The organism is Kluyvera sichuanensis, from assembly GCF_040930405.1.
GTDB lineage: Bacteria > Pseudomonadota > Gammaproteobacteria > Enterobacterales > Enterobacteriaceae > Kluyvera > Kluyvera sichuanensis.
Map to the genome: position 1 here is coordinate 587,318 of NZ_CP162271.1, position 26,627 is coordinate 613,944.

General features: G+C 55.5%; 23 protein-coding genes. 17 read left to right on the plus strand and 6 right to left on the minus strand.

Features of this window, described 5'->3' with window-relative positions:
* Position 1 precedes the first annotated feature (1 nt).
* Positions 2-937 (plus strand): flagellar hook-associated protein FlgL, encoded by a 936-nt coding sequence (gene flgL, locus AB2B48_RS02870; RefSeq protein ID WP_185666419.1) that lies wholly within the window; start codon positions 2-4, stop codon positions 935-937.
* Positions 938-1,020: 83 nt separating this feature from the next.
* Here flgL and AB2B48_RS02875 read toward each other — a convergent pair whose 3' ends face one another.
* Positions 1,021-2,235 (minus strand): MFS transporter, encoded by a 1,215-nt coding sequence (locus AB2B48_RS02875; RefSeq protein ID WP_368300743.1) that lies wholly within the window; start codon positions 2,233-2,235, stop codon positions 1,021-1,023.
* Between the two features lie 112 nt (positions 2,236-2,347).
* On the opposite strand from AB2B48_RS02875, the gene AB2B48_RS02880 reads away from it, so the two are divergent.
* Positions 2,348-3,283, plus strand: a complete 936-nt coding sequence (locus AB2B48_RS02880) for a LysR family transcriptional regulator (protein ID WP_368300744.1) — start codon at positions 2,348-2,350, stop codon at positions 3,281-3,283.
* A 46-nt stretch (positions 3,284-3,329) separates the two neighbouring features.
* On the opposite strand, the gene rne is transcribed toward AB2B48_RS02880, so the two are convergent.
* A complete protein-coding gene (rne, locus tag AB2B48_RS02885; RefSeq protein ID WP_368300745.1) occupies positions 3,330-6,596 on the minus strand; it encodes a ribonuclease E in 3,267 nt (1,088 codons plus the stop codon).
* 656 nt (positions 6,597-7,252) lie between these two features.
* Between rne and rluC the strand changes: the two genes are divergently transcribed.
* Positions 7,253-8,215: a 23S rRNA pseudouridine(955/2504/2580) synthase RluC gene (rluC, locus tag AB2B48_RS02890; RefSeq protein WP_368300746.1), complete on the plus strand. Its 963-nt coding sequence runs from the start codon at positions 7,253-7,255 to the stop codon at positions 8,213-8,215.
* 45 nt (positions 8,216-8,260) lie between these two features.
* On the opposite strand, the gene AB2B48_RS02895 is transcribed toward rluC, so the two are convergent.
* The 3 genes from AB2B48_RS02895 to AB2B48_RS02905 all read right to left on the minus strand — a co-directional run bounded on the left by AB2B48_RS02895 (position 8,261) and on the right by AB2B48_RS02905 (position 11,486).
* The gene (locus AB2B48_RS02895) at positions 8,261-9,496 is read right to left on the minus strand and encodes an MFS transporter (protein ID WP_368300747.1); all 1,236 of its coding nucleotides are present in this window, start codon (positions 9,494-9,496) and stop codon (positions 8,261-8,263) included.
* Positions 9,497-9,601: 105 nt separating this feature from the next.
* Complete coding sequence (locus tag AB2B48_RS02900) at positions 9,602-10,726, minus strand: dienelactone hydrolase family protein (protein ID WP_368301898.1); 1,125 nt, start codon at positions 10,724-10,726, stop codon at positions 9,602-9,604.
* A gap of 175 nt (positions 10,727-10,901) precedes the next feature.
* Entirely contained in the window at positions 10,902-11,486 is a 585-nt protein-coding gene (locus AB2B48_RS02905; RefSeq protein WP_368300748.1) for a Maf family protein, read from the minus strand.
* 142 nt (positions 11,487-11,628) lie between these two features.
* On the opposite strand from AB2B48_RS02905, the gene yceD reads away from it, so the two are divergent.
* The 14 genes from yceD to ptsG all read left to right on the plus strand — a co-directional run bounded on the left by yceD (position 11,629) and on the right by ptsG (position 24,124).
* Positions 11,629-12,150 carry a 23S rRNA accumulation protein YceD gene (gene yceD / locus AB2B48_RS02910; protein ID WP_368300749.1) on the plus strand — a complete coding sequence of 174 codons (522 nt, stop codon included), beginning with the start codon at positions 11,629-11,631 and terminating at the stop codon, positions 12,148-12,150.
* 16 nt (positions 12,151-12,166) lie between these two features.
* Entirely contained in the window at positions 12,167-12,340 is a 174-nt protein-coding gene (gene rpmF, locus AB2B48_RS02915; protein ID WP_003036242.1) for a 50S ribosomal protein L32, read from the plus strand.
* 79 nt (positions 12,341-12,419) lie between these two features.
* A complete protein-coding gene (gene plsX, locus AB2B48_RS02920; RefSeq protein WP_333012870.1) occupies positions 12,420-13,478 on the plus strand; it encodes a phosphate acyltransferase PlsX in 1,059 nt (352 codons plus the stop codon).
* Positions 13,479-13,537: 59 nt separating this feature from the next.
* Positions 13,538-14,491 carry a beta-ketoacyl-ACP synthase III gene (locus tag AB2B48_RS02925; protein WP_185666411.1) on the plus strand — a complete coding sequence of 318 codons (954 nt, stop codon included), beginning with the start codon at positions 13,538-13,540 and terminating at the stop codon, positions 14,489-14,491.
* A gap of 17 nt (positions 14,492-14,508) precedes the next feature.
* Complete coding sequence (fabD, locus tag AB2B48_RS02930) at positions 14,509-15,438, plus strand: ACP S-malonyltransferase (protein WP_220440293.1); 930 nt, start codon at positions 14,509-14,511, stop codon at positions 15,436-15,438.
* Positions 15,439-15,448: 10 nt separating this feature from the next.
* Positions 15,449-16,183 (plus strand): 3-oxoacyl-ACP reductase FabG, encoded by a 735-nt coding sequence (gene fabG, locus AB2B48_RS02935; RefSeq protein WP_035894171.1) that lies wholly within the window; start codon positions 15,449-15,451, stop codon positions 16,181-16,183.
* Between the two features lie 209 nt (positions 16,184-16,392).
* Positions 16,393-16,629, plus strand: a complete 237-nt coding sequence (gene acpP / locus AB2B48_RS02940) for an acyl carrier protein (RefSeq protein ID WP_000103754.1) — start codon at positions 16,393-16,395, stop codon at positions 16,627-16,629.
* 88 nt (positions 16,630-16,717) lie between these two features.
* Positions 16,718-17,959: a beta-ketoacyl-ACP synthase II gene (gene fabF, locus AB2B48_RS02945; protein ID WP_185666409.1), complete on the plus strand. Its 1,242-nt coding sequence runs from the start codon at positions 16,718-16,720 to the stop codon at positions 17,957-17,959.
* Between the two features lie 141 nt (positions 17,960-18,100).
* Positions 18,101-18,910, plus strand: a complete 810-nt coding sequence (gene pabC / locus AB2B48_RS02950; protein WP_368300750.1) for an aminodeoxychorismate lyase — start codon at positions 18,101-18,103, stop codon at positions 18,908-18,910.
* 1 nt (position 18,911) lies between these two features.
* A complete protein-coding gene (gene yceG / locus AB2B48_RS02955) occupies positions 18,912-19,934 on the plus strand; it encodes a cell division protein YceG (RefSeq protein ID WP_368300751.1) in 1,023 nt (340 codons plus the stop codon).
* Positions 19,924-20,565, plus strand: coding sequence for a dTMP kinase (gene tmk, locus AB2B48_RS02960; protein ID WP_368300752.1), 642 nt, complete (start codon positions 19,924-19,926; stop codon positions 20,563-20,565). The genes yceG and tmk overlap by 11 nt, the downstream gene beginning before the upstream one ends.
* Complete coding sequence (holB, locus tag AB2B48_RS02965; protein WP_368300753.1) at positions 20,562-21,566, plus strand: DNA polymerase III subunit delta'; 1,005 nt, start codon at positions 20,562-20,564, stop codon at positions 21,564-21,566. Before tmk ends, holB begins: the two co-directional genes overlap by 4 nt.
* Before the next feature lie 10 nt (positions 21,567-21,576).
* Positions 21,577-22,371 carry a metal-dependent hydrolase gene (locus tag AB2B48_RS02970; RefSeq protein ID WP_185666404.1) on the plus strand — a complete coding sequence of 265 codons (795 nt, stop codon included), beginning with the start codon at positions 21,577-21,579 and terminating at the stop codon, positions 22,369-22,371.
* A gap of 319 nt (positions 22,372-22,690) precedes the next feature.
* Positions 22,691-24,124, plus strand: coding sequence for a PTS glucose transporter subunit IIBC (ptsG, locus tag AB2B48_RS02975; RefSeq protein ID WP_220440298.1), 1,434 nt, complete (start codon positions 22,691-22,693; stop codon positions 24,122-24,124).
* Positions 24,125-24,265: 141 nt separating this feature from the next.
* Here ptsG and fhuE read toward each other — a convergent pair whose 3' ends face one another.
* The gene (gene fhuE / locus AB2B48_RS02980; RefSeq protein ID WP_368300754.1) at positions 24,266-26,437 is read right to left on the minus strand and encodes a ferric-rhodotorulic acid/ferric-coprogen receptor FhuE; all 2,172 of its coding nucleotides are present in this window, start codon (positions 26,435-26,437) and stop codon (positions 24,266-24,268) included.
* Positions 26,438-26,627 lie beyond the last annotated feature (190 nt).

Genomic DNA, 26,627 nt, shown 5'->3' on the forward strand with positions numbered 1-26,627 from the left:
CATGCGCGTCAGTACCTTAATGATGTATCAGCAGAATATGCGGGGCATTACCGACTCCCAGTCTGCATGGTTGGGATACGGTGAACAGATGTCGACCGGAAAGCGGGTTAACCGCGCATCGGACGACCCGGTTGCGGCTTCTCAGGCCGTTGTGCTGTCACAGGCTCAGGCGCAAAACAGCCAGTATGCGACCGCACGTACCTTTGCTACCCAGCGCGTCTCGATTGAAGAGAAAACGCTGTCTCAGGTCACCACGGCTATCCAGTCGGCACAGGAAAAGATCGTGTATGCCGGAAACGGCACGCTGAGCGACGATGACCGTGCATCACTGGCAACGGATCTCGAAGGTATTCGCGATCAAATTCTCAACCTCGCCAACAGCACTGACGGTAATGGTCGCTACATTTTTGCTGGCTATAAGACGGATGCAGCACCATTTGATGCGGACGGTACCTACAACGGTGGGTCTGAGAACGTGCAACAACAGGTCGATTCCGCGCGTACGATGGTTATTGGCCACACCGGTAATCTGGTCTTTGATAAAGATCCTGCGAGTGCGAGCACTGATGCCGATAGCAACATTTTTGTGGCGCTCAACAAGGTGATTGACGCGCTGAAAACGCCGGTAGGTGATGATGAATCCTTGAAAGCGGTGTCATCTGAAGCAATTGACAGAGCGAACCGTAGCATGAAAGGGGCGCTGAACAACGTGTTGACCGTTCGCGCCGAACTGGGTACCCAGCTTAACGAACTTGATAAGCTCGACTCGCTGGGCGATGACCGTGCGCTGGCGCAAACCCAGCAGATGAGCAACCTGGTTGACGTAGACTGGAACGAAACGATTTCGAATTACACCATGCAGCAAACCGCACTACAGGCAGCGTACAAAGCGTTTACGGATATGCAGGGAATGTCGCTGTTCCAACTGAATAAATAAAACATGTAGGTTTTGACATATCTGGAAACTGGATATGTTTTTGTCGCCCGCGTCACTACCCCGTCGCGGGCTTTTTTTTATCGCTACTGCGCATTGAGTGCGGCGTTACGCAGACGCCAGGTTTCGCTGATGCGAATGGCGAGCGCCACCAGACCAGCAATCGTCGCCAGTACGACCACGCCTTCCCAACCGGCCATCGCATAAACCTGCGTACCCAGCACTGAACCCACGGACATCCCGATAAACACCCCGGTGAACAGCAGCGCGTTCAGGCGACCGCGCGCCTGCGGTTCAAGGCTATAGACCAGGTTCTGATGCGCCACCAGGCTCGACTGCAGGCCCAGATCAAAGCCTACGGCGGAGACAGCAATCAGCGCCAGTTGCGCCAACGGCGGCAGCACCGGGAGCAGCAGCATCAGGGCAAATGAGATGCTGACCAGCAAAGCGCCCAACTGAGTGACCTTTTCGGCACCGACTTTATCCGCCAGACCACCTGCCAGCGGTGCCGCTAATGCCCCGGCGGCACCGGCGATACCGAACCCACCGGCAACGGCGCTGCCCATGTGGTAGTGCTCGGCCAGCATCACGGCAAGGGTAGACCAGAAGGCGCTAAAGGCGATAGAGAGAAAGCCCTGCGCCATGGCGGCACGACGCAGCGTCGGGTAGCGACGCCACAGGTGCGCCATTGAAGCCATCAGTGCCGGATAGTGCAGCTCTGAGTGGGCGGTAAAATTCGGCAGCACGCGCCACAGCAGGGCTCCAATCAGCGCAATGCTGACGGCAGCGGCCTGGTACATCACGCGCCAGCCGAACAGTTCACCCACTACGCCGCTCACGGTTCGCGACAGCAGAATACCCAGCAGCAGACCGGTCATGACCGTACCCACCATTTTCCCCTGTTTGCCAGCCGGAGCGAGGATCGCCGCCGCCGGGACAATATCCTGCGCCATGGTGGCCGCCATCCCGATAAGCAAACTCACCGCCAGCAGCGAGTGAAACTGCTGGGTCAGGCTGTAAACCAGCAGCAGTACCGCCAGCGACAGGCTTTTCAGCAAAATGAGCGTCCGGCGGTCGTAGCGGTCACCGAGCGGCAGCAGAAACAGAATCCCCAACGCGTAGCCGGCCTGGGTCAGGGTAGGTATCAGCCCCATGCCTTCTACGCTCAGGTTTAAGGTCGAGCCCATCAGCGGCAGCAGAGGCTGGGCGTAATAAATGGCGGCGACGCTGAACCCAGCGCCCAGCGCGAGGATAAAAATAAGCAGGCCATTTGCCTGTGTTGATGCGGTGTGATTGTTCATGATGTTGTTGTCCTCAACGGTGTATGAGGCGCATTTTCCGCGTCTTTGGGGTAGAGCGGTAGCCGGCAAGGTGGTAAAACAGTTATACGTTTGACGTATAGGCAAGTCGATAATGAAAAGAAATGAGCGTATAGATCGCGTCGAGCTGATGCGGACCTTTATTCGCATTGTGGAGTCCGGTTCGCTCTCCGCTGCTGCCCGGCAGCTCCAGACCACCCAGGCCACCGTCAGCCGCCGCCTGCAATCGCTGGAGGAGATGCTGGGCGCGAGGCTGCTGCAACGCTCGACGCATGCCATGAAGTTGACGGACGACGGTGAGCGCTGCTATCAGCATGCCCGGCAGGTGGTGGAGTCCTGGCTGGCGCTGGAAGATGCCTTACAGTTTTCTGATGACCAGCCGGTCGGTACGCTGCGGGTACGCGCGCCGCATGCCTTCGGTCAGCAACAGCTGCTGACGCCGCTGGTGGGCTTTCTGGCACGCTATCCGCAGCTGTCGGTGGAGTGGATGCTGCATGATAAAGCGGTGGACTTTATCAGCGATAATATCGACTGTGCGATCCGCGTGGGGGCCGACGTTGACCCGGCAACGGTATCGGTGCTGCTGGCGGAAGTGCCGCGCTGTATCGTGGCCTCGCCCGAACTGCTTGCGCGCTATCCGGCGGTGGAAAGCCCTGAGTCGCTCTCCGCGCTGCCGTGGATTGCCATCAGCACCTTCTATCAGCATGAGGTCGCGCTACGCCATACCGAGAATGACGAGACGGTGAACGTGGCGGTGGCGGCACGGCTCAGCACCGACAGCCTGTACGTGGCGAAAAACGCGGCGCTGGCACACGTGGGCGTGGCGATTGTCTCAAGCTGGACGGTGGAAGCAGAATTGGCGAGCGGGGAGCTGATTGAGCTATTGCCGCAGTGGCAGGCCGCGCCGCTGCCGGTGCATCTGGTGTATCCGTGGGCGCGGTACTACCCGACGCGGCTGCGTAAGTTTCTCGATCTGATGCGGGAAGTGATGCCGCAAATTGCTGGCATGCAGCAGCCAAAAAAAGGGTAAAAAAAATCGGCCACCGGGGCCGATTTTTTATTTCACACGCGGGCGGTTATTCAACCGGCTGCGGGCGGGTTGGACCTGAGGTCGCAGTATGGGTTGCGCTGTGACCACCGGCGGAACCTTTACCATCGAAGTCAAAGGCAGGGCGAACCCAGTCGCTGTGACGCGGCGCTTCAGGCACGTAGGCTGGCGCTGGTGCACGAGTCATTGGTGCCGTGGCATGGTGAGCGGCGGCAGGGGCTGGCTCGGCGACAACAGGCGCTTCGACAACCGGTGCCGGTGCAACCACTTGCGCTTCAACGACCGGAGCTGCTGCGACAACTGGCGCAACCACTTCAGGCGTTACCGCTACCGGAGCTTCAACCACTGGCTCTGCGGCAGCCGGTTCGGCTTCCACGTTGGCTTCTTCAACCGGCGCTGCGGTTTCGGCAACCGGCTGTACCGGCGCTTCTTCAACAACGACTGGCTCTTCAGCTACCGCTTCTGTAACGACCGGAGCAGGGGTTTCTTCCTGCGCAGGTGCCGCTGCTTCAGCAACGACCACAACAGGTTCAACGACGGCTTCTGGCTCAACCACTTCCGCAGGCTGTACCGGCGCTTCAACAGCTACTGGTGCAACTGGCTCAGCGGCAGCGATAGGCGCTACGGCTTGCTCAACGGTTTCTGCCACGATTGGTTGTGCAATCTCTTCCTGCTCAACCGGTGCATCAACGATGGCCTGATCCTGAACCTGTGCAACCGGGTAACGGATCCACACTTTACCGGATGCCAGTTCTGGCGACGCACAGGCGACGGTCAGCGGCATTGGTGATTGGGTCGGGTAACGCTCATCACGGTAGCGACGGCGACGCTGGCCGCTGACGCGCAGGTGACGTGGAGAACGACGGGAGCGACGTGGCATACCGTTGTTATCACGACCTTCTGCGCTATCGTCCTGCTCGGCTTGCGCCGGAACATCAACGACGGCTGGCAGGTCAACTTTCGCCAGAGCGGTACGTGGTGCTTCTTCTTGCTGTGGTTCCTCAGCAATCAGTTCACGTGCTGCGGTCTGCTCAGGGGTTTCGATACGCACTTTCTGCGACAGCTGGCGCGGCTTGCGACGCGGCATGTTCTGAACGCGCTCTTCCGCTGCGGCTTCCTCGGCAATAACCGGCTGTTCTTCGCGGCTCTGCGGCTTAGCTTCCTGCGGTTGCTGACGTTTTTCGTCGTTGCGGCGGCGGTTACGTTCGCGGCGGGACTGCTGCTGCTCGTCACGGGATTTCGCTTTCTCGCTGTCGTCTACGGCAGCGACCTGGCGGTTTTCACGTGCCTCACCGGTCTGCTGTGGCTTTTCACGACGGTTGCGACGGTTGTCCTCGCGGCCTTCACGGCTCTCGCGCGGTTCACGGCCTTCAGCGTTTTCACCACGGTCGTTACGTTCGTTACGCTCGTTGCGATCGCCACGGCGGTCGTTACGATCACCACGATCATTACGGTCGCGACGGTTGTTCTGACGCGGTTTGCGACGTTCCTGTTGACGTTCCGGCTTGGCTTCCTGCTTCTCAGGCTGGGCTTCAACCGGCGTTTCCGGGGTACCGGCAAACAGGTTTTTCAGCGCGCCGAAGAAACGGGAAATCAGGCCTGGTGCAGCAGGTGCGGCAGCAGCGGTCGTTTTAGCCTGCGGCGCAGCGGCAACAGCACTGGTTTTGACAGCCGTTGGCTCTGGCACTTCAGGCATCACGAAGGTCGCCAGCGCTGGCTGTTCAGGCAGCTTACGCTCAACAAACTCTTCTTCTACCGGCAGCGCCATGGCTTCTTCATGCAGCTTCGGCAGCAGGTAGCTCAGGGTAGTGGTCTCTTCACCTTTACGCACGCGCAGTACGGAGTAGTGCGGGGTTTCCATCTGATCGTTTGGCACGATGATGCAGCGAACATCGCCCTGACGGGATTCGATGGCGCTGATAGCGGCGCGCTTTTCGTTCAGCAGGTAAGAGGCAATTGGCACTGGGACAATTGCATGAACTTCTTTGGTGTTCTCTTTCAGCGCTTCTTCTTCAATCAGACGCAGAATGGAGAGCGACAGCGATTCGTTGTCACGCACGGTACCGGTGCCGGAGCAGCGTGGGCAGACGTGGTGGCTGGATTCACCCAGTGACGGGCTCAGACGCTGACGGGACATCTCCAGCAGGCCGAAGCGAGAAATGTGGCTGATCTGGATACGCGCACGGTCCTGACGCACCGCTTCACGCAGACGGTTTTCTACCGCGCGCTGGTGGCGTACCGGGGTCATGTCGATAAAGTCGATAACGATCAGGCCGCCGAGGTCACGCAGGCGGAGCTGACGGGCGATTTCATCGGCCGCTTCCAGGTTGGTGTTGAATGCGGTTTCTTCGATGTCGCCGCCGCGGGTAGCACGTGCGGAGTTGATATCGATAGCGGTCAGCGCTTCGGTGCTATCGATAACGATAGAACCGCCTGACGGCAGACGGACTTCACGCTGGAAAGCGGATTCAATCTGCGATTCGATCTGGTAGTGGCTGAACAGCGGGATTTCACCGGTGTACAGTTTGATTTTGCTGCTGAAATCCGGGCGGCCCAGCGCAGAAATGTGCTGACGCGCCATCTCCATCACTTTCGGGTTGTCGATCAGGATTTCGCCGATGTCCTGGCGCAGATAGTCGCGGAAGGCGCGAACAATCACGTTGCTTTCCTGGTGAATCAGGAACGGAGCAGGGCGGCTGTCAGCGGCTTTCTGGATAGCTTCCCAGTGCTTCAGGCGGAAGCTTAAATCCCACTGCAGCGCTTCGGCGGATTTACCTACGCCAGCGGTACGTACGATTAAGCCCATGCCGTCCGGCAGCTCGAGGCTTGCCAGCGCTTCTTTCAGTTCGGTGCGATCGTCACCTTCAATGCGACGGGAGATACCGCCAGCACGTGGGTTATTCGGCATCAGCACCAGGTAGCTGCCCGCAAGGCTGATAAAGGTGGTCAGTGCAGCGCCTTTGTTGCCGCGCTCTTCTTTATCAATCTGAACGATAACTTCCTGACCTTCGCGCAGTACGTCTTTGATGTTCGGACGACCATGAGCGTTGTAATTAGCAGGGAAGTATTCGCGAGCAATTTCTTTGAGGGGGAGGAAACCATGACGTTCGGCGCCGTAATCAACAAATGCGGCTTCGAGACTTGGTTCAATACGGGTAATTTTGCCTTTGTAGATGTTCGCTTTTTTCTGTTCGTGTCCTGGGCTTTCAATATCCAGATCGTACAGACGCTGCCCATCAACGAGGGCGACACGCAACTCTTCCTGCTGAGTTGCGTTGATTAACATTCTTTTCATCGTAACTTACTCATTATTCTTACATTGACGACTAAGCTGCGAGCAGAGTGTTGCCTTTCCGGGGTAAACCGATGGCCTCGTGACTATTCACGTCGCCAACCTCACGGTTGTCGCTCGCTTAAGAGGCGCAGAGTGTCGGTAGCCTGTGTTTCAAGCGGAAACACAGCGCAATTATTTGGGGAACAGCCTGGGATAACTCTCCAGAGAAGATTCCATTTATACTCGTTATCTTTCAGAAGGTAGAGGTCTGCACGGATGTTTCCCGTTGCGTTTTCTGTCTGCCATCTAAAAATCATACAGTATATGTACCGGTAAGGACTGCAACTCGCAGCCCGCTAACTGTCTGAACGATCAATACGTCTTACGCCATTGCTGCGTGGATGATCGGACGGACAAAACTGGTCATTCCGTAAATATCCTTGTTATTCCAGGTTCAACACGGAAAACAGATTCATTATTCCTTGCTAACCTGGTTATAGCAAGATGACTTTCACCTTTTATCACCCGGTTACTCACAGTTTTTTCACCAGTCCGATGAGATTGTTCTAATAACAAACAACTCATAGGGTGAAGCAACGTCAGAAATGGGTAATGATAAATATAAGCATAGAAAAATGAGTGGCGCTATTGAGCCGGGATATTTAGAATCGCGCACCATGAAAACTGAGACTCCGACCGTAAAAATGATTGCCATTAGCGCTGATGAAGCCGGGCAACGAATTGACAACTTTTTGCGCACCCAGCTGAAGGGCGTGCCGAAGAGCATGATTTACCGCATCCTGCGTAAGGGTGAAGTGCGGGTAAACAAAAAACGCATCAAACCAGAATATAAGCTGGAAGCCGGTGATGAAGTGCGTATCCCACCGGTGCGCGTCGCCGAGCGTGAAGAAGAGGCGGTGTCGCCGCATCTGCAAAAAGTCGCGGCGCTGAGCGACGTGATCCTCTATGAAGACGATCATATCCTCGTGCTGAACAAACCTTCTGGTACCGCCGTGCACGGCGGCAGCGGCCTGAGCTTTGGCGTGATTGAAGGGCTGCGTGCCTTACGCCCGGAAGCCCGCTTCCTTGAACTGGTGCACCGCCTGGACCGCGATACCTCCGGCGTCCTGCTGGTGGCGAAGAAGCGCTCTGCGCTGCGTTCGCTGCACGAACAGCTGCGTGAGAAGGGGATGCAAAAAGATTACCTGGCGCTGGTGCGCGGGCAGTGGCAGTCCCACGTTAAAGTGGTGCAGGCACCGCTGTTGAAAAATATTCTGCAAAGCGGCGAGCGTATTGTGCGCGTGAGCCAGGAAGGGAAGCCGTCGGAAACCCGCTTTAAGGTGGAAGAACGCTATACCCACGCCACGCTGGTGCGCTGTAGCCCGGTGACCGGGCGTACGCACCAGATCCGCGTGCACACGCTGCATGCCGGTCACCCGATTGCCTTCGATGACCGTTATGGTGACCGCGAGTTTGATAAACAGCTCGCAGGCACTGGCCTGAACCGTCTGTTCTTGCATGCTGCTGCACTGAAGTTTACTCACCCGGGTACCGGTGAAGTACTGCGTATTGAAGCGCCGCTTGACGACCAGCTCAAGCGCTGCTTGCAGGTGCTGCGTAGTCAAAGCAAGCAGCAGTAACAGGCTGTTATAAAGTGAAAAGCGGGCTCTGATAGCCCGCTTTTTTTACGCCATGTCGCTGACGCGAACGGCAACGCTTTTTTCTTTAATAGGCAGGTTCACCAGCGCGGCTAGCAGCGCCAGCGCAATATCCGCGTACCACACCCACGTCAGACTTCCTTCGTACTGCATCGCCACGCCGCCCAGCCAGGCACCGAAAAAGGCCCCAATCTGATGGGTAAACAGCGTGAAGCCAAACAGCGTTGCCAGGTAGCGGGTGCCGAAGAGCTTGCCGATGATGCCTGCCGTCGGCGGCACGGTGGCAAGCCAGGTAAAACCGATTGCGCAGGCGAAGATATAGAAGGCCGCCTCTGATTTCGAGGAAACCAGAAACAACGCAATCATCACCGCACGGGAGGCATACAGCACGGCCAGAATGTACTTCATCGGATAACGCTTGCCGAGAAAGCCCGCCATGATGCTGCCCGCAATGTTGCATAAGCCAATCAGCGACAGGCTGATAGCTGGAACGGTGGCATCGTGTCCGCAGAGTGCGGCTTCAGATGGCAGGTGGGTAGTCAGAAATGCGACGTGAAAACCGCAGGTGAGAAAGCCTGCGTGCAGCAACAGATAGCTTGGGTTACGAAAGGCGAGGGCAATCTGCTGTTTAAGTCCTGGGTCGGCCGCTGATGAGGTAGGCGCATGTGCCAACTGGCGTTTATCGCCGCGACACAGCATCCAGGACGGAAAGATGGTCGCAAGGGCTGCAATCGCCAGAAACACTAGCCCGGAGGCCATGCCTCGCAGGCCGATAATCAACTGCACCAGCGGGGCAAAGATAAACTGCCCAACCGAACCACCGGCGTTGATCAGGCCACTTGCCATGGAACCTTTATCGGTAGGCAGACGGCTGGCGACTACGCCAATCAGCACCGAGAAGCTGCCCGCCGCGGCACCTGCTGGGCTGAGCAGACCTTGCGCCAGGGTTAAGGGCAGAAACGACGCGGCCCACAGCGTGCCCAGTTGACCCAACGCAATCATTAGCGCACCAAGTACCAGTACGCTGAACGCGCCGCGTTTATCTGCCCAGGCACCAAACAGCGGCTGGAACGCTCCCCACATCAATTGACCAATCGCCAGCGCCATGCTGATTTCGGCGATGCTCATCGACGTTTCCATCACGATAGGGTGTACAAACAGCCCCACGGTCTGACGGATACCCATAGTGATCATCAGGATCAGGCTGGCAAGCGTAATAGGAAGCCAAAGCGAAGCAGAGGGCGGCGAAGATGGGGCGCTCACGGAGCACTCCTTGGGTCAGGAAAAAGGGTGGCGAGAGAGTACTGAGTCCGGCAAGAAAAAGCTATGCCCTCAGACCTGATATCACACCGGGCTGAGGGCGAGGGGTTAAGGTTTCAACCATTTATCCAGCCACGGGAACACTTCCTCCTGCTGTTGCTGGTAAAAGACGTGACCTAACGCTGGCCAGGTTTTGGTTACCAGCATGTTGTCGGCTTTTTGCGAAGACCAGACGCGGTGCACTTTGGCAAAGGCATCGTTGACTGCGCTGGCCGGGAAAAGCTTGTCCTGTCCGCCGCTAAATATCAGCATTGGTTTCGGTGCGGCAATGCTGGCGATATCCGGAATATCCATTTTGGCCGCCATGCCCGGATGCAGCATGTAAAAGGCCGACTGGCCGCGAAGCACGTTGTTACCCGGGGTCATCAGGCCGTTATAGGTACCGAACCAGGAGATAACCGCCGTGGCGGCGACCTTATCGGATAGCGCCGCCAACTGCCAGGCGCGATACCCGCCCATAGAGAAACCGAGCACGCCGATACGCTGGCTATCGACCCCTTTAAGCGAGGCGAGAAAGTCTACGGTGCGCATATCTTCATAGGCTACTTCACCCGCCAGAGAACGTCCCAGATTAAAGTAGTTGCTGGCCAGTGCCTGCTGCTGTTCATACACCATCGGCCCGCGATCGCCCCAGCCGGGGCTGTCGATGGCGATAACCACGTAGCCACGCTTTGCCAGCTCATCGCCAATAAAACGCCCGCTGAAGAATTTGTCGGCCCAGGCCTGGGCGCTGGCAAGCTGCTCGGCGTTACCCCATGGGCGGATGAGTTTCTCTTTGCCGATATCGAATTTCGAACCGTGGTCGTGGAGCAGGACGATTGCCGGATGTGGGCCCGGGGATTTTGGCGTCAGCATTAGCGCGGCAATGCGGTTGTCGTCGGTGATGTTAAGGGCCAGCTTTTCTGCGGTGTAGCTGCCTCGGTCTTCGCGGGCGATGTTTTGTGCGTCGAAGGGTTTGGTCGCGTCAGGAGTGAGAAGCGAGTGACGAAATAACTGACGGGCATGCTGCTGCCACGTTTTAAAATCGGAATAGTGCCCGGAAAGCCATGAATCAGGGTACTGCATCTGGCTTTTCATCTGTTGCCAACTGGCGGGAAGGTTGCCTTCGACAATGCCCTGATGCTGCCAGTCATCAGCGGCATTGGCCTGCGTTGCGCTCAGCATTGCCAGCATAAATAACAGTTTTGGGGTACCACGCATTCTCTCTCCTTAAATTAAAACAATGTTTCAATGTGGAGTCTGAATTGTAATGGTGATGAAAAAATAAACTGTGATCGTGGGGGGATTTCCCGGCGTCGCTGCGCTTGGCCGGGCTACCTATCCCAAATGTAGCGGCGCCGGGAATGCACTAATCTGCCAGCGGGTTAAAGCGCTCCCGACGGAGCATTTTGCACAGGGCAATCAGCGGTAAACCAATCAGCGTGTTCGGATCGCGCCCTTCAAGGCGGTCAAATAATGCAATCCCCAACCCCTCGCTTTTAAAGCTGCCGGCGCAGTTGAGCGGATTTTCTTTACGGATATAGGCGTTGATTTCTTGCTCACTTAAATGGCGGAAATGAACGTCGAACGGCTCGCATTCCGTTTGTAGCTGGCCATTGGCGGAGTTATACAGCGCCAGCCCGGTATAAAACGTCACCACATTGCCACTGGCCTTTTTTAATTGCAGGCGAGCATTCTCTTCGGTGTGCGGTTTACCGGTGATTTCTCCATCGAGTAAACAGACCTGGTCAGAGCCAATAATCAGATGGTTAGGGAAACGCACGGCCAGCGCCTGGGCTTTGGCCTGCGCCAGTCGCAGGACCAGGCTACGTGGGGTTTCGCCTGGTAACGGTAGTTCATCAACCTCGGGGGCGGCGAACTCGAAAGGCAGGCCGAGTTTCTCGAGAAGCTGTTTGCGATAGGGGGATGTCGAAGCAAGAATCAATTCAGGCATAATTTTTTAAATAGACGGTAGCGAATTAGATTCCGACATTTTAAACTATAGGCCGCAATGTGTGCGAATTATTGGCAAAAGGCAACCTGAGGCTGCCTTTTTCTTTGACTCTATGACGTTACAAAGTTAATATGCGCGCCCTATGCAAAAGGTAAAATTACCCCTGACTCTCGATCCGGTTCGTACGGCTCAAAAACGCCTTGATTACCAGGGTATCTATACCCCCGATCAGGCGGAGCGCGTCGCCGCGTTCGTCGTCAGTGTAGACAGTGATGTTGAATGCGACATGTCCTTCAATATCGATAACCAACGCCTCGCGGTCTTGACCGGCGATGTGGAGGTGACGGTATCGTTGGAGTGCCAGCGTTGCGGGAAACCGTTTACTCATCATGTTTACACAAAGTATTGTTTCAGCCCGGTCAAAAATGATGATCAGGTTGAGGCACTCCCGGAAGCGTATGAGCCGATTGAGGTTAACGAATTCGGTGAAATCGATCTGCTGGCGTTGGTTGAAGATGAAATCATCCTCGCCTTGCCGGTAGTTCCGGTGCATGATTCTGAACACTGTGAAGTGTCCGAGGCGGACATGGTCTTTGGTGAATTGCCTGAAGAGGCACAGAAGCCAAACCCATTTGCCGTATTAGCCAGCTTAAAGCAAAAGTAATTGAGGAGTAAGGTCCATGGCCGTACAACAGAATAAACCAACCCGTTCCAAACGTGGCATGCGTCGTTCCCATGACGCTCTGACCGCAGTCACCAGCCTGTCTGTAGACAAAACTTCTGGTGAACAACACCTGCGTCACCACATCACTGCCGACGGTTTCTACCGTGGCCGTAAGGTAATCGCTAAGTAATCACGCGAAAGCGTGATGAAGCTTAGTGAGGAATTTCCCCGTTAACGCGGGGAAACCCAAACCAAGCGGCGACGATACCTTGACACGTCTAACCCTGGCGTTAGATGTCATGGGGGGCGATTTTGGCCCTTCCGTGACAGTGCCTGCAGCATTGCAGGCACTGAGTTCTAATCCGCAACTCTCACTTCTTTTAGTCGGTAATCCCGACGACATTACGCCATTACTTGCCAAAGCTGACTTTGAACAACGTTCACGTTTGCAGATTATCCCTGCCCAGTCGGTTATTGCCAGTGATGAACGGCCCTCGCATGCTATCCGCCATAGCCGCGGTAGTTCAATGCGCGTGGCGCTTGAGATGGTGAAAGAAGGGCGGGCCGAAGCCTGCGTCAGCGCCGGAAACACCGGTGCGCTGATGGGGCTGGCAAAATTATTGATCAAGCCCATTCAGGGGATTGAGCGCCCGGCGCTGGTGACGGTTCTGCCGCATCAGCAAAAGGGCAAAACGGTGGTGCTGGATCTCGGTGCCAACGTGGATTGCGACAGTAACATGCTGGTGCAGTTTGCCGTCATGGGTTCGGTCATGGCCGAAGACGTGCTGGGAATTGAAAACCCGCGCGTTGCGCTACTGAACATCGGTGAAGAAGAGATTAAGGGGCATGATAGTATTCGTGATGCCTCATTAGTGTTAAAAACAATCTCTTCCCTCAACTATATCGGCTATCTTGAAGCCAATGAGCTGTTGACGGGAAAAACCGATGTGCTGGTTTGCGATGGCTTCACAGGTAACGTCACCTTAAAGACGATGGAAGGGGTTGTCAGAGTCTTCCTCTCGCTGCTGAAATCGCAGAGCGAAGGGAAAAAACGGTCGTGGTGGCTGCTTTTATTAAAGCGTTGGTTACAAAAAAGCCTGACAAGGCGATTCAGTCACCTCAACCCCGACCAGTATAATGGCGCCTGTCTGTTAGGATTGCGCGGCACGGTGATTAAGAGTCATGGTGCAGCCAATCAGCGAGCCTTTGCGATCGCTATAGAACAGGCAGTGCAGGCGGTGCAGCGACAAGTTCCTCAGCGAATTGCCGCTCGCCTGGAATCCGTATACCCCGCAGGATTCGACATTCTGGAAGCTGGCAACCGATAGCGCCAGCGCCCCGATGGTTGAATAGGGCGGCTATATTAGCGAAAAGTGACTGAGCGTACATGTATACGAAGATTATTGGTACCGGCAGCTATCTGCCTGAGCAAGTGCGGACTAACGCCGATCTGGAAAAAATGGTTGATACGTCTGACGAGTGGATTGTCACCCGTACAGGTATCCGTGAGCGCCGTATTGCTGGCCCTGATGAAAACGTGTCTACGCTGGGTTACGAAGCGGCAAAACGCGCGCTGGAAATGGCGGGCATTGAAGCCAGCGAACTGGGGCTGATTGTGGTGGCTACCACTTCTGCTACCCATGCTTTCCCAAGTGCAGCCTGTCAGATTCAGGAAATGCTGGGCGTGAAAGGCGCACCGGCATTCGACGTCGCGGCAGCGTGCGCAGGTTTCACCTACGCGCTGAGTGTGGCCGATCTGTACGTCAAAACGGGCGCAGTGAAATATGCGCTGGTGGTCGGTGCCGATACGCTGGCACGTACCTGCGATCCAACCGATCGCGGCACGATCATTATCTTCGGTGACGGCGCGGGCGCCGTGGTGCTTGGCGCATCTGAAGAGCCGGGCATCATCTCAACCCATCTGCATGCAGACGGGAGCTACGGTAAGCTGCTGACGCTGCCGAACGCCGATCGTGTTAACCCGGAAAACTCCATCCATCTGACGATGGCGGGTAACGAAGTCTTTAAAGTCGCGGTGACTGAACTGGCGCACATCGTTGATGAAACGCTGGCAGCGAATAACCTCGACCGTTCTGAACTGGACTGGCTGGTGCCGCACCAGGCGAACTTACGTATTATCAGCGCGACGGCGAAGAAGCTCGGCATGTCGATGGACAATGTCGTGGTCACTCTCGACCGTCACGGCAACACCTCCGCCGCTTCCGTGCCGTGTGCCTTTGACGAAGCGGTACGCGACGGTCGCATTAAACGCGGTCAACTGGTGCTGCTCGAGGCCTTCGGTGGCGGGTTCACCTGGGGCTCTGCGCTGGTTCGTTTCTAAGTATAAGGATTATAAACATGACGCAATTCGCTTTCGTGTTCCCGGGTCAGGGTTCACAGGCGGTAGGCATGCTGTCTGAACTGGCAGCAACCTATCCGGTTATTGAAGAAACTTTTCATGAAGCTTCCGCAGCGCTGGGCTACGATTTATGGGCGCTGACCCAACAGGGTCCTGCTGAAGAGCTGAACAAAACCTGGCAGACTCAGCCTGCGCTGCTGACCGCTTCCGTTGCCCTGTATCGTCTGTGGCAGCAGCAGGGCGGTAAAGCACCGACTCTGATGGCCGGTCACAGCCTGGGCGAATACTCTGCGCTGGTTTGCGCGGGCGTTATCGCTTTTGCTGACGCGGTGCGTCTGGTTGAACTGCGCGGCAAATTCATGCAGGAAGCGGTACCGGAAGGCACTGGCGGCATGTCTGCTATCATCGGTCTTGACGATGCGTCTATCGCTAAAGCGTGCGAAGCGTCTGCGGAAGGTCAGGTGGTTTCTCCGGTTAACTTCAACTCGCCGGGCCAGGTGGTTATCGCCGGTCACAAAGAAGCGGTTGAACGTGCGGGCGCAGCCTGCAAAGCAGCGGGCGCTAAGCGTGCGCTGCCGCTGCCGGTTAGCGTGCCATCCCACTGTGCGCTGATGAAGCCTGCTGCCGAGAAACTGGCCGTTGAGCTACAGAAAATTACCTTTAATGCGCCGACTGTTCCGGTTGTGAACAACGTCGACGTGAAGTGCGAAACCGATGCCGACGCGATTCGCGACGCGCTGGTTCGCCAGCTGTACAGCCCGGTTCAGTGGACCAAAACCGTTGAGTTTATGGCATCCCAGGGCGTAGAGCATCTGTATGAAGTTGGTCCGGGTAAAGTCCTCACCGGTCTGACCAAACGTATTGTAGATACCCTGACTGCATCGGCCATTAACGAGCCGGCTGCCCTGTCAGCGGCACTTGCGCAATAAAGAGGAAAGCATGAGCTTTGAAGGAAAAATTGCACTGGTAACGGGTGCAAGCCGCGGTATTGGCCGCGCAATCGCTGAAACTCTCGTCGCTCGCGGCGCGAAAGTTATCGGTACTGCGACCAGCGAAAGCGGCGCGCAGGCGATTAGCGATTATTTGGGTGCGAACGGTAAAGGTTTGCTGTTGAATGTGACCGATCCGGCATCTATTGAATCTGTTCTCGGAAATATCCGCGCGGAATTTGGCGAAGTCGACATTCTGGTCAATAATGCCGGGATTACTCGTGATAACCTGTTAATGCGCATGAAAGATGACGAGTGGAACGATATCATCGAAACCAACCTGTCATCTGTTTTCCGTCTGTCAAAAGCGGTAATGCGCGCTATGATGAAAAAGCGTCATGGGCGTATCATCACTATCGGTTCTGTGGTTGGTACCATGGGAAATGCAGGTCAGGCTAACTACGCTGCGGCGAAAGCGGGTCTGATCGGCTTCAGTAAATCACTGGCGCGTGAAGTTGCGTCACGCGGTATTACTGTGAACGTTGTTGCTCCGGGCTTTATTGAAACGGACATGACGCGTGCGCTGACCGATGAGCAGCGTGCGGGTACACTGGCGGCAGTTCCTGCGGGGCGCCTCGGCACTCCAAATGAAATCGCTAGTGCGGTTGCATTTTTGGCCTCCGACGAAGCAAGTTACATCACTGGTGAAACGTTGCACGTAAACGGCGGGATGTACATGGTCTGATTGCGTTTTGCACAAAGTGCTCAGACAACGGGCAATCTACGTATGTCTGAGCATGATTAGTGCAAAATCATTTGCGTTATGAGGGCAAACACCCTCAAAATAGCGTAAAATCGTGGTACGACCTGCCGGGATTTAGTTGCAAATTTTTCAACATTTTATACACTACGAAAACCATCGCGAAAGCGAGTTTTGATAGGAAATTTAAGAGTATGAGCACTATCGAAGAACGCGTTAAGAAAATCATCGGCGAACAGCTGGGCGTTAAGCAGGAAGAAGTGACCAACAATGCTTCCTTCGTTGAAGACCTGGGCGCAGATTCTCTTGACACCGTTGAGCTGGTAATGGCTCTGGAAGAAGAGTTTGATACTGAGATTCCGGACGAAGAAGCTGAGAAAATCACCACCGTTCAGGCTGCCATTGATTACATCAACGGTCACCAGGCGTAAGTGAACATCTCCAGGCGGTCATTCGACCGCCTGAGTTTTATCTTTTTGTCCCACAAGTATCTATTTTATCCCTCCCTGGAGGACAAACGTGTCTAAGCGTCGTGTAGTTGTGACCGGACTGGGCATGTTGTCTCCTGTCGGCAATACCGTAGAGTCTACCTGGAAAGCTCTCCTTGCCGGTCAGAGTGGCATCAGCCTGATCGACCATTTCGATACTAGCGCCTATGCAACCAAATTTGCTGGCTTAGTAAAGGATTTTAACTGTGATGACATTATCTCGCGCAAAGAACAGCGCAAGATGGATGCCTTCATTCAATATGGAATTGTCGCTGGCGTTCAGGCCATGCAGGATTCTGGCCTTGAAATTACGGAAGAGAACGCTCACCGTATTGGCGCCGCTATCGGCTCCGGTATTGGCGGTCTCGGTCTTATCGAAGAAAACCACACCTCTCTGGTGAATGGTGGTCCTCGTAAGATCAGCCCGTTCTTCGTTCCGTCGACGATTGTTAACATGGTGGCAGGTCACCTGACCATCATGTTCGGTTTGCGTGGGCCAAGCATCTCCATCGCGACCGCCTGTACTTCCGGTGTGCACAACATCGGTCAGGCCGCGCGTATCATCGCTTATGGCGATGCGGATGCGATGGTTGCCGGTGGCGCTGAAAAAGCCAGTACCCCTCTGGGCGTTGGTGGTTTCGGTGCGGCGCGTGCGCTGTCTACGCGTAACGATAACCCGCAGGCGGCGAGCCGTCCGTGGGATAAAGAGCGTGATGGCTTTGTGCTGGGTGACGGCGCAGGTATGGTCGTACTGGAAGAGTACGAGCACGCGAAAAAACGTGGCGCGAAAATCTATGCTGAAGTCGTTGGCTTCGGTATGAGCAGCGATGCGTACCACATGACTTCACCGCCGGAAAACGGCGCAGGTGCAGCGCTGGCGATGGTTAACGCTATTCGCGACGCGGGCATTGATGCGGGCCAGATTGGCTACGTGAACGCCCACGGGACCTCTACGCCAGCAGGCGATAAAGCAGAAGCGCAGGCCGTTAAGTCTGTCTTCGGCGACGCTGCGAGCCGCGTAATGGTCAGCTCCACCAAGTCTATGACCGGCCATCTGCTCGGTGCTGCAGGCGCAGTAGAATCTATCTACTCCATCCTGGCACTGCGCGATCAGGCTGTTCCGCCAACCATCAACCTGGATAATCCGGATGAAGGTTGTGACCTGGACTTCGTGCCTCACGAAGCGCGTCAGGTCAGCGGTATGGAGTACACTCTGTGTAACTCCTTCGGCTTTGGTGGTACCAACGGTTCACTGATCTTCAAAAAGGTCTGAGCCTGATTGTCTGATGGCGACGCGCTATCAGACAACGCATCGATGAAGGCCCGCATGTCGGGCCTTTTTTTATTCAGCTTTCTCTGCTTGTTCAGCGCGTTTCATCCTGCGACACTACCCGACCATCAATAAGGAGCCGCTATGTTCTTGATTAATGGCCTCGAGCAGAACACGCTCGCGGTGAACGATCGCGCTACTCAGTTTGGTGACGGTTGCTTTACCACCGCCAGAGTGGTCAACGGCCGGGTGCAACTTCTGCCTGCGCACATCACTCGCCTGCAATCCGCCTGTCAGCGGCTGGCTATTCCCTTCGAATTATGGTCAACGCTCAGCGATGAGATGATGCTGCTGGCGCAGCATCTGCAAAATGGGGTGCTCAAAATCATTCTTAGCCGTGGCGCAGGTGGCCGTGGCTATAGCGGCAGCGCCTGCCAGACGCCGACGCGGATACTCTCGACCTCGGTCGCACCAGCCCATTACGCACGCTGGAAAGCGGAGGGGATCACCCTTGCGCTCAGCCCGGTAACGCTTGGACGTAACCCGTATCTCGCGGGTCTTAAGCATCTCAATCGCCTCGAGCAGGTGCTGATTCGTTCTCATCTTGAGCAGACGACGGCCGATGAGGCCCTTGTCCTTGACAGCGACGGGTGGCTTACGGAATGCTGTGCCGCCAATCTGTTCTGGCGCTGCGGGCAGGATGTGTTTACGCCGCGCCTTGACCAGGCCGGAGTGAATGGGATTATGCGCCAGTTTATTATTGCGCAGCTGGCACGCTCGGCGTTTCGCGTTGTCGAAGTGAATGCGCCGCTGACGGCGATAGCGGAGGCGGATGAAGTGCTTATTTGTAACGCGCTGATGCCGCTTGTCCCCGTTCAGCGCTATGCGGAGCAGCAGTGGTCTGCCCGCGAACTTTACCAATTTCTAGCCCCACTTTGTGAGTCGCCTGATTAGCATGAAGAAAATGTTACGCGTAGTTTTGTTACTGTTGGTTATTCTGGGCATTGCCGCCGGTATTGGCGTGTGGAAAGTCCGACAGCTCGCCAACAGTACGCTCCTGATTAAAGACGAGACGGTCTTTACGCTAAAAACCGGCACCGGGCGACTGGCGCTGGGCGACCAGCTTTACGCTGAGAAAGTGATCAACCGTCCACGCGTCTTCCAGTGGCTGCTGCGTCTTGAACCAGAGCTTTCCCACTTTAAGGCTGGCACCTATCGTTTCACGCCGCAGATGACCGTGCGTGAAATGCTGCAGTTGCTGGGTAGCGGCAAAGAGGCGCAATTCCCGCTGCGCTTTGTTGAAGGGATGCGCCTCAGTGATTACCTTAAGCAGCTACGCGAAGCGCCGTACATCAAACACACGCTGAGCGATGATAAATACGCCACGGTAGCCGAAGCGCTTAAGTTCAATAACCCGGAATGGGTGGAAGGCTGGTTCTGGCCTGACACCTGGATGTACACCGCCAATACCAGCGATGTCGCCATCCTCAAGCGCGCGCACCAGAAAATGGTCGCACAGGTCGATAAAGTCTGGGAAGGGCGGGCGGATAACCTGCCGTACAATGACAAAAATCAGCTGGTGACGATGGCCTCTATCATTGAGAAAGAGACCGCAGTGCCCTCCGAGCGCGATCGCGTGGCGTCGGTGTTTATCAACCGCCTGCGCATTGGCATGCGTCTGCAAACCGATCCGACCGTTATCTACGGCATGGGTGAGCGCTACGATGGAAAGCTTTCCCGTAAGGATCTTGAGACCCCAACCGCGTATAATACCTACACGATTTCTGGCCTGCCGCCGGGGGCGATTGCCAGCCCGGGCGAAGCCTCGCTGAATGCCGCTGCGCATCCGGCAAAAACGCCGTACCTCTATTTTGTGGCCGATGGCAAAGGCGGGCATACGTTTAATACCAATCTTGCGAGCCATAACCGCTCGGTACAGGATTACCTGAAAGTGCTAAAGGATAAAAATGCGCAGTAATTACATCGTCATTGAAGGACTGGAAGGGGCGGGCAAAACCACCGCTCGCGACGTGGTTGTCGAAACGCTTCGCGACCTCGGCGTAAACGACCTGCTGTTCACCCGTGAACCGGGCGGTACCGTGCTGGCAGAAAAACTGCGCAGCCTGGTGCTGGACATCAAATCAGTCGGCGACGAAGTGATTACCGATAAAGCGGAAGTGCTGATGTTCTACGCCGCGCGCGTCCAACTGGTTGAAACGGTGATCAAACCGGCACTGGCGAGCGGGAAGTGGGTTATTGGCGATCGCCACGATCTCTCGACTCAGGCCTATCAGGGCGGTGGTCGCGGTATCGATAGAGAGATGCTGTCGACGCTGCGCAATACGGTGCTTGGCGATTTTCGTCCGAACCTGACTATTTATCTCGACGTGACGCCGGAAGTGGGCCTGAAGCGTGCCCGTGCGCGTGGTGACCTCGACCGCATTGAGCAGGAGTCGCTGAACTTCTTCAACCGCACCCGCGCCCGTTATCTGGAGCTGGCGGCGGAAGATAGCAGTATTATTACTGTCGATGCCACCCAGCCGCTGGACAACGTGATGAACGATATCCGTGCGGCGGTCACCGCCTGGGTTGCGGAGCAGCAGGCATGAAATGGTACCCGTGGTTACGCCCACCGTTTGAGCAGCTTGTCGCAAGCTACCAGGCCGGACGGGGTCACCACGCGCTGTTGATTCAGGCGCGCGGCGGAATGGGGGCTGATTCACTGGCCTACGCCATCACCCGTTTTCTGATGTGCCAGACCCCCGACGGCCATAAAAGCTGCGGTCAGTGCCATAGCTGCCAGCTGATGCAGGCGGGGACGCACCCGGATTACTACGTGCTGCAGCCGGAGAAAGGCAAAAGCACGTTGGGCATCGACGCGGTGCGCGACACCAGCGAAAAGCTGTACGAACATTCACGCCTTGGCGGGGCGAAAGTTGTGTGGATTGCCGATGCGGCACTGCTGACTGAAGCCGCCGCCAACGCGTTGTTAAAAACGCTGGAAGAGCCGCCGAAGAACACCTGGTTCTTCCTCGCTTGTGAAGAGCCGGCTCGCCTGCTGGCGACGTTGCGTAGTCGCTGCCGCGCTTTTCATCTGGCGCCGCCGAGCGAAGCCTATGCGCTGGCGTGGCTGGAGCGAGAAATCAGCCAGCCGCGCGAGACGCTGCTCACCGCGCTGCGCCTGTGCGACCATGCGCCAGCGGCCGCGCTGGAACTGCTGGCTCCAGAAAGTTGGGGCGCGCGCGAAAAGCTCTGTCAGGCGCTGAGCTTCACCTTAACCAGCGGCGACTGGCTGGCGCTTTTGCCGACGCTGAACCATGATTCAGTCGTGGCACGTCTGCACTGGTTCTCGTCGCTGCTGCTGGATGCCATGAAGCATCAACAGCGTATTACGCGGCTGACCAACGCCGATAGCCTCGGTTTAGTGCATCAACTGGCGAACACGCTATCCGCTTCCCGCCTACAGGTGATAGCCGCCGATGCCTGCACCTGCCGTGAGCAGTTGCTGAGCGTAACGGGGCTGAACCGCGAATTGATCCTCACCGAGCGCCTGCTGCGCTGGGAACAGTATTTGCAACCTGGTGTGGTACTGCCAGTATCCCACCTCTAAGAGAGACACCATGTTTTTAGTCGACTCGCATTGCCATCTTGATGGCCTTAATTATGAATCCCTGCACAAAGACGTTGATGATGTGATGGCGAAAGCCGCCGCGCGCGACGTCCGTTTTGCCCTCGCAGTCGCCACTACCATTCCTGGCTATCGCAGCATGCGTGAGCTGGTGGGCAATCGCCCGGAAGTGGTCTTTTCCTGCGGCGTTCACCCGCTGAATCAGGACGAGCCGTACGATGTTGAAGAACTGCGTCGTCTGGCGGCGGAAGAGGGTGTGGTCGCAATGGGGGAAACCGGGCTGGACTATTTCTACACCCCGGAAACCAAAGCGCAGCAGCAGCTCTCTTTTCGCCAGCACATTCAGATTGGCCGCGAGCTGAACAAGCCGGTCATCGTTCATACCCGCGACGCGCGTGCCGATACCCTGGCCATCCTGCAGGAAGAAAAGGTGACGGATTGCGGCGGTGTACTACACTGTTTCACTGAAGATAGAGAGACGGCGGGTAAGCTACTGGATATGGGCTTCTATATCTCGTTTTCCGGCATTGTCACTTTCCGTAATGCGGAGCAGCTTCGCGATGCCGCACGCTATGTACCGCTGGACAGGCTGCTGGTTGAGACCGATTCCCCGTACCTGGCCCCGGTGCCGCATCGTGGTAAAGAGAACCAGCCAGCGATGGTTCGTGACGTGGCAGAGTACATGGCGGTGCTGAAGGGCGTAAGCCTTGAACAGCTTGCGCTGCAGACGACCGATAACTTCGCCCGCCTTTTCCACATCGCCCCATCCCGCCTGCAATCTGCCTGATTTCATAGCTTATTTTATTGCTCGTAATTAATAGACAAAGCGAGTACAGTTCACCGCCATAAAAGTGGCGGTGAATGTTATTTCTGAAACATACAGACACGTTTTATGTAAAGAAGATTAAGATTTTACGCCATAGCTCTTTGAAACGTGATAGCCGTCAAACAAAACCGGAGTGAATTATTTTACTCTGTGTAATAAATAAAAAGGGCACTTAGATGTCCTGTCCCTGGTGAGTCTCTCCCCTCTCACCAATGCGTGAAAACGTAGATATACACAACGTGTATAACAAAAGTACAAATACTCAGGAGCACTCCTAATTATGTTTAAGAATGCATTTGCTAACCTGCAGAAGGTCGGTAAATCGCTGATGCTGCCGGTTTCCGTGCTGCCTATCGCAGGTATCCTGCTGGGCGTCGGTTCCGCAAACTTCAGCTGGCTGCCAGCCGTCGTCTCTCATGTTATGGCAGAAGCAGGCGGTTCTGTTTTTGCTAACATGCCGCTTATCTTCGCTATCGGTGTGGCATTAGGCTTCACCAATAACGATGGCGTATCCGCACTCGCCTCAGTCGTCGCTTATGGCATCATGGTGAAAACCATGGCTGTGGTTGCGCCGCTGGTACTGCATTTACCGGCTGAAGAAATCACCGCTAAACACCTGGCTGATACCGGTGTTCTGGGCGGTATTATCTCCGGTGCAATTGCTGCGTACATGTTCAACCGCTTCTACCGCATCAAGCTGCCAGAATACCTGGGCTTCTTCGCGGGCAAGCGCTTTGTACCGATCATCTCAGGTCTGGCCGCTATCTTTACCGGTGTGATCCTGTCCTTCATCTGGCCACCAATCGGTACTGCTATCCAGACCTTCTCTCAGTGGGCTGCTTACCAGAACCCGGTTGTGGCGTTTGGTATCTACGGCTTCATCGAGCGCTGCCTGGTGCCGTTTGGTCTGCACCACATCTGGAACGTTCCATTCCAGATGCAGATTGGTGAATACACCAACGCCGCAGGCCAGGTATTCCACGGTGATATCCCTCGCTACATGGCAGGCGACCCGACTGCGGGCAAACTGTCCGGCGGCTTCCTGTTCAAAATGTACGGCCTGCCAGCTGCTGCGATTGCCATCTGGCACTCTGCTAAACCAGAGAACCGTGCAAAAGTGGGCGGTATCATGATCTCCGCAGCGCTGACCTCGTTCCTGACCGGTATTACCGAGCCGATCGAGTTCTCCTTCATGTTCGTTGCGCCGATTCTGTACATCATCCACGCGATTCTGGCTGGTCTGGCGTTCCCGATCTGTATCCTGCTGGGTATGCGTGACGGTACCTCCTTCTCTCACGGCCTGATCGACTTTATCGTACTGTCCGGTAACAGCAGCAAACTGTGGCTGTTCCCGATCGTGGGTATCTGCTATGCGATCGTTTACTACGTTGTCTTCCGCGTGCTGATTAAAGCACTGGACCTGAAAACCCCGGGTCGTGAAGATAACACTGAAGACACCAAAGCAACCGCAACCAGTGAAATGGCTCCGGCGCTGATTGCAGCCTTCGGCGGTAAAGAAAACATCACGAACCTTGATGCATGTATCACCCGTCTGCGCGTGAGCGTAGCCGACGTAGCGAAAGTTGATCAGGCTGGCCTGAAAAAACTGGGCGCTGCTGGCGTGGTGGTTGCAGGTTCCGGCGTTCAGGCGATTTTCGGTACTAAATCCGATAACCTGAAAACCGAGATGGACGACTATATTCGTAATCACTAATTGATTACGAGGTCGTAAAATTGGGGAGACTAAGGCAGCCGAATGGCTGCCTTTTTTACGTCTGTAAGATGGGCGTCAATCCCGGCGGCGCTTCGCCTGGACGGGCTACAGGCTCTATGTAGCCCGGGGAACCGGTTATTATCAGAAATCGTAGCTTGCCGAGATAGAGACGTTCATTGGCGCACCGTAGACCAGATATGAACCCACGTAGTCGTAGTACTTCTTATCAAACAGGTTATTGATGTTGGCCTGTAGGGCAAACTGCTTGGTTACCTGATAACGGCTAAACAGATTCACCAGCCCGTAGCTGCCCTGTTCGATATAGTCAGCCCCCTTCGGACCGTCGCTGACGTTGTTCCAGATCTTATTCTGCCAGTTAACGCCGCCGCCAACCGTCAGCTCAGGCACCATTGGCAACTGATAGCGGGTGAACAGCTTGAGCGTCGTGCGCGGCTGATCGGAGCTCACCGCTTTACCGTCTTTGTCATCTGCGACATAGCGGGTGGCGCCAAAGGTCAACTGCCAGTTATCGGTCAGCGCGCCGTTCAGTTCGAATTCGACCCCTCGGCTGACCACGCCGTCCAGCGATTCGTAGATAGACTCGCCGCTTGGCAGCTGATCGGAAGTGCTGCTTGCCACATGATCCTGTTCAATGCGGAATACCGCCAGTGAGGTTGTCAGGCGAGTATTAAACCAATCGGCTTTCACACCGGCTTCGTAGCTCTTCCCGGTGGTTGGATCAAGGTAGCGACCGCTGGCATCGCGTTTATCCTGCGGTTGGAAAATGGTGGTATAGCTGGCGTAGGCCGACCAGGTGTCATTGATGTCATAAACCAGGCCTGCATAGGGTGTGACGTCACTCTTGGTGCTATCAAGAAACGTTGTGGGAGCACCAGCAGGGTTATACTTGATGTTGTAGTTGGTATAACGTGCGCCAAGGATCAGGTTCAGTGGGTCTGCCAGCGAAATACGCGTAGAGGTGTATGCCGAGGACTGACGTATATCGTCTTTGCTGTAGAACTTCCACGGTGTCCACTGCGGGTCGGCAATGTTGCCGTTCCAGTTATTGAAGCTGCCAACATCGACAACACCCCATTTTGAATTTGGCATACTGTTATCGTAGTGATTGCGCTGACGGCTAAAGCTGCCGCCAACCATCATTTCGTGGCTACGGCCAAACAACTCGTAGCCACCGCGTAGGAAGGCATCTACCGCATCCTGCTTACGCTCGCCACGGTTCCAGCCGCCGTAACCGACCATGCCGTCACCGGTCTCTTTATCTGGATACCCGGACATGTACATTGTTTTAGTATCGAAATTCGTTTCGGTATGCATACCGTTGATATGGGCTTCCCAACCGCTGTCAAAGCGTTGGGTAAAGTTGGCAAACACGCGAGTGCTGTCTTTATCGGAGTAGGCCCAGTTTGGCGCTGAGGTATCACTGCGGTCGTAATGGGTTTTACTGCCATCGCTATACCAGGTAGGCAGCCCACCCCAGGTAGGATCGGAGGTCTCGCTTTCCTGATACTCATAGCCCAGCGATAGCGTGGTGCTATCGGTGAGGTCGGCGTCCACTACGCCGTAGAGAAATTTTTTCTGATAGTGATAGTTGTCCATCCATGAGTCGTTGTCCTGATAGCCCGCAATCATGCGCCCGCGCACGTTACCGGACTCAACCAGCGGGGCCTGTAGATCCAATACATAGCGCTGCTTATCCCAGCTGCCGTAGGTGGCCGAAACGTTGCCCTGAAACTCCCGGCTGTCGGCATGTTTGCGCACCATGTTGACATAGGCCGACGGGTTACCGGAACCGCTCATCAGGCCGGTGGCACCGCGAACAACTTCGATACGGTCATAAATCGCGGTATCGGTGGTGGTGTCACCGAAGTTCCATACTTCGCTTATCGACGTCGGCAGGTCATCGTAGGCATAGTTGCTGACGAAAAAGCCACGAGAGTAGAACACGGTACGGTCGCTATCCTGTACTTGTGCGGTCACGCCGGTGGTGTTGGTTAATACTTCACCAATTGAATTCAGATTCTGATCTTTCATTCGCTGTTGGCTAACAACGCTGACGGACTGCGGAATATCGCGCGGTATCAGTAGTAGCTTGGTACCGGTGGTCGTGGTTTTGACGCTGTAATCTTGCTGCTGCGACTCCGGGCTGGTTTCATCGCTGCCTTCTACGATGATGGTGTCATCTTTGTTATCCGTGGCGGCGTGCCCCAGATGAGGATAAAGCGCCAGCGCAATGCCGACGGCCACGAGAGAAGGAGCGGTACGTCTATCCCGGGTAGTGAAAACAAGAGACATGGTAAACCCTTAATCTTACGAGTGTTGTTGTGATCCGCAGCTCTATGGCCACGATTGATAAAAAATGCCAATACGCACTTGAAAACAAATGCAAATGAGAAATATACGCATTTTTATTCATATGTAAACAAAAGTAAGCCGGATAACGGTAAGAAGTGAAACGCTTTTTCAGTAGAGTATGACGGGTGGT

What these genes read in the sequence shown, in the direction of transcription:
- flgL (WP_185666419.1), top strand. Translation starts at nt 2, where the DNA reads ATGCGCGTCAGTACCTTAATGATGTATCAGCAGAATATGCGGGGCATT.
- AB2B48_RS02875 (WP_368300743.1), bottom strand. Translation starts at nt 2,235, where the DNA reads ATGAACAATCACACCGCATCAACACAGGCAAATGGCCTGCTTATTTTT.
- AB2B48_RS02880 (WP_368300744.1), top strand. Translation starts at nt 2,348, where the DNA reads ATGAAAAGAAATGAGCGTATAGATCGCGTCGAGCTGATGCGGACCTTT.
- rne (WP_368300745.1), bottom strand. Translation starts at nt 6,596, where the DNA reads ATGAAAAGAATGTTAATCAACGCAACTCAGCAGGAAGAGTTGCGTGTC.
- rluC (WP_368300746.1), top strand. Translation starts at nt 7,253, where the DNA reads ATGAAAACTGAGACTCCGACCGTAAAAATGATTGCCATTAGCGCTGAT.
- AB2B48_RS02900 (WP_368301898.1), bottom strand. Translation starts at nt 10,726, where the DNA reads ATGCTGGCAATGCTGAGCGCAACGCAGGCCAATGCCGCTGATGACTGG.
- AB2B48_RS02905 (WP_368300748.1), bottom strand. Translation starts at nt 11,486, where the DNA reads ATGCCTGAATTGATTCTTGCTTCGACATCCCCCTATCGCAAACAGCTT.
- yceD (WP_368300749.1), top strand. Translation starts at nt 11,629, where the DNA reads ATGCAAAAGGTAAAATTACCCCTGACTCTCGATCCGGTTCGTACGGCT.
- rpmF (WP_003036242.1), top strand. Translation starts at nt 12,167, where the DNA reads ATGGCCGTACAACAGAATAAACCAACCCGTTCCAAACGTGGCATGCGT.
- AB2B48_RS02925 (WP_185666411.1), top strand. Translation starts at nt 13,538, where the DNA reads ATGTATACGAAGATTATTGGTACCGGCAGCTATCTGCCTGAGCAAGTG.
- fabD (WP_220440293.1), top strand. Translation starts at nt 14,509, where the DNA reads ATGACGCAATTCGCTTTCGTGTTCCCGGGTCAGGGTTCACAGGCGGTA.
- fabG (WP_035894171.1), top strand. Translation starts at nt 15,449, where the DNA reads ATGAGCTTTGAAGGAAAAATTGCACTGGTAACGGGTGCAAGCCGCGGT.
- acpP (WP_000103754.1), top strand. Translation starts at nt 16,393, where the DNA reads ATGAGCACTATCGAAGAACGCGTTAAGAAAATCATCGGCGAACAGCTG.
- pabC (WP_368300750.1), top strand. Translation starts at nt 18,101, where the DNA reads ATGTTCTTGATTAATGGCCTCGAGCAGAACACGCTCGCGGTGAACGAT.
- yceG (WP_368300751.1), top strand. Translation starts at nt 18,912, where the DNA reads ATGAAGAAAATGTTACGCGTAGTTTTGTTACTGTTGGTTATTCTGGGC.
- tmk (WP_368300752.1), top strand. Translation starts at nt 19,924, where the DNA reads ATGCGCAGTAATTACATCGTCATTGAAGGACTGGAAGGGGCGGGCAAA.
- holB (WP_368300753.1), top strand. Translation starts at nt 20,562, where the DNA reads ATGAAATGGTACCCGTGGTTACGCCCACCGTTTGAGCAGCTTGTCGCA.
- AB2B48_RS02970 (WP_185666404.1), top strand. Translation starts at nt 21,577, where the DNA reads ATGTTTTTAGTCGACTCGCATTGCCATCTTGATGGCCTTAATTATGAA.
- ptsG (WP_220440298.1), top strand. Translation starts at nt 22,691, where the DNA reads ATGTTTAAGAATGCATTTGCTAACCTGCAGAAGGTCGGTAAATCGCTG.
- fhuE (WP_368300754.1), bottom strand. Translation starts at nt 26,437, where the DNA reads ATGTCTCTTGTTTTCACTACCCGGGATAGACGTACCGCTCCTTCTCTC.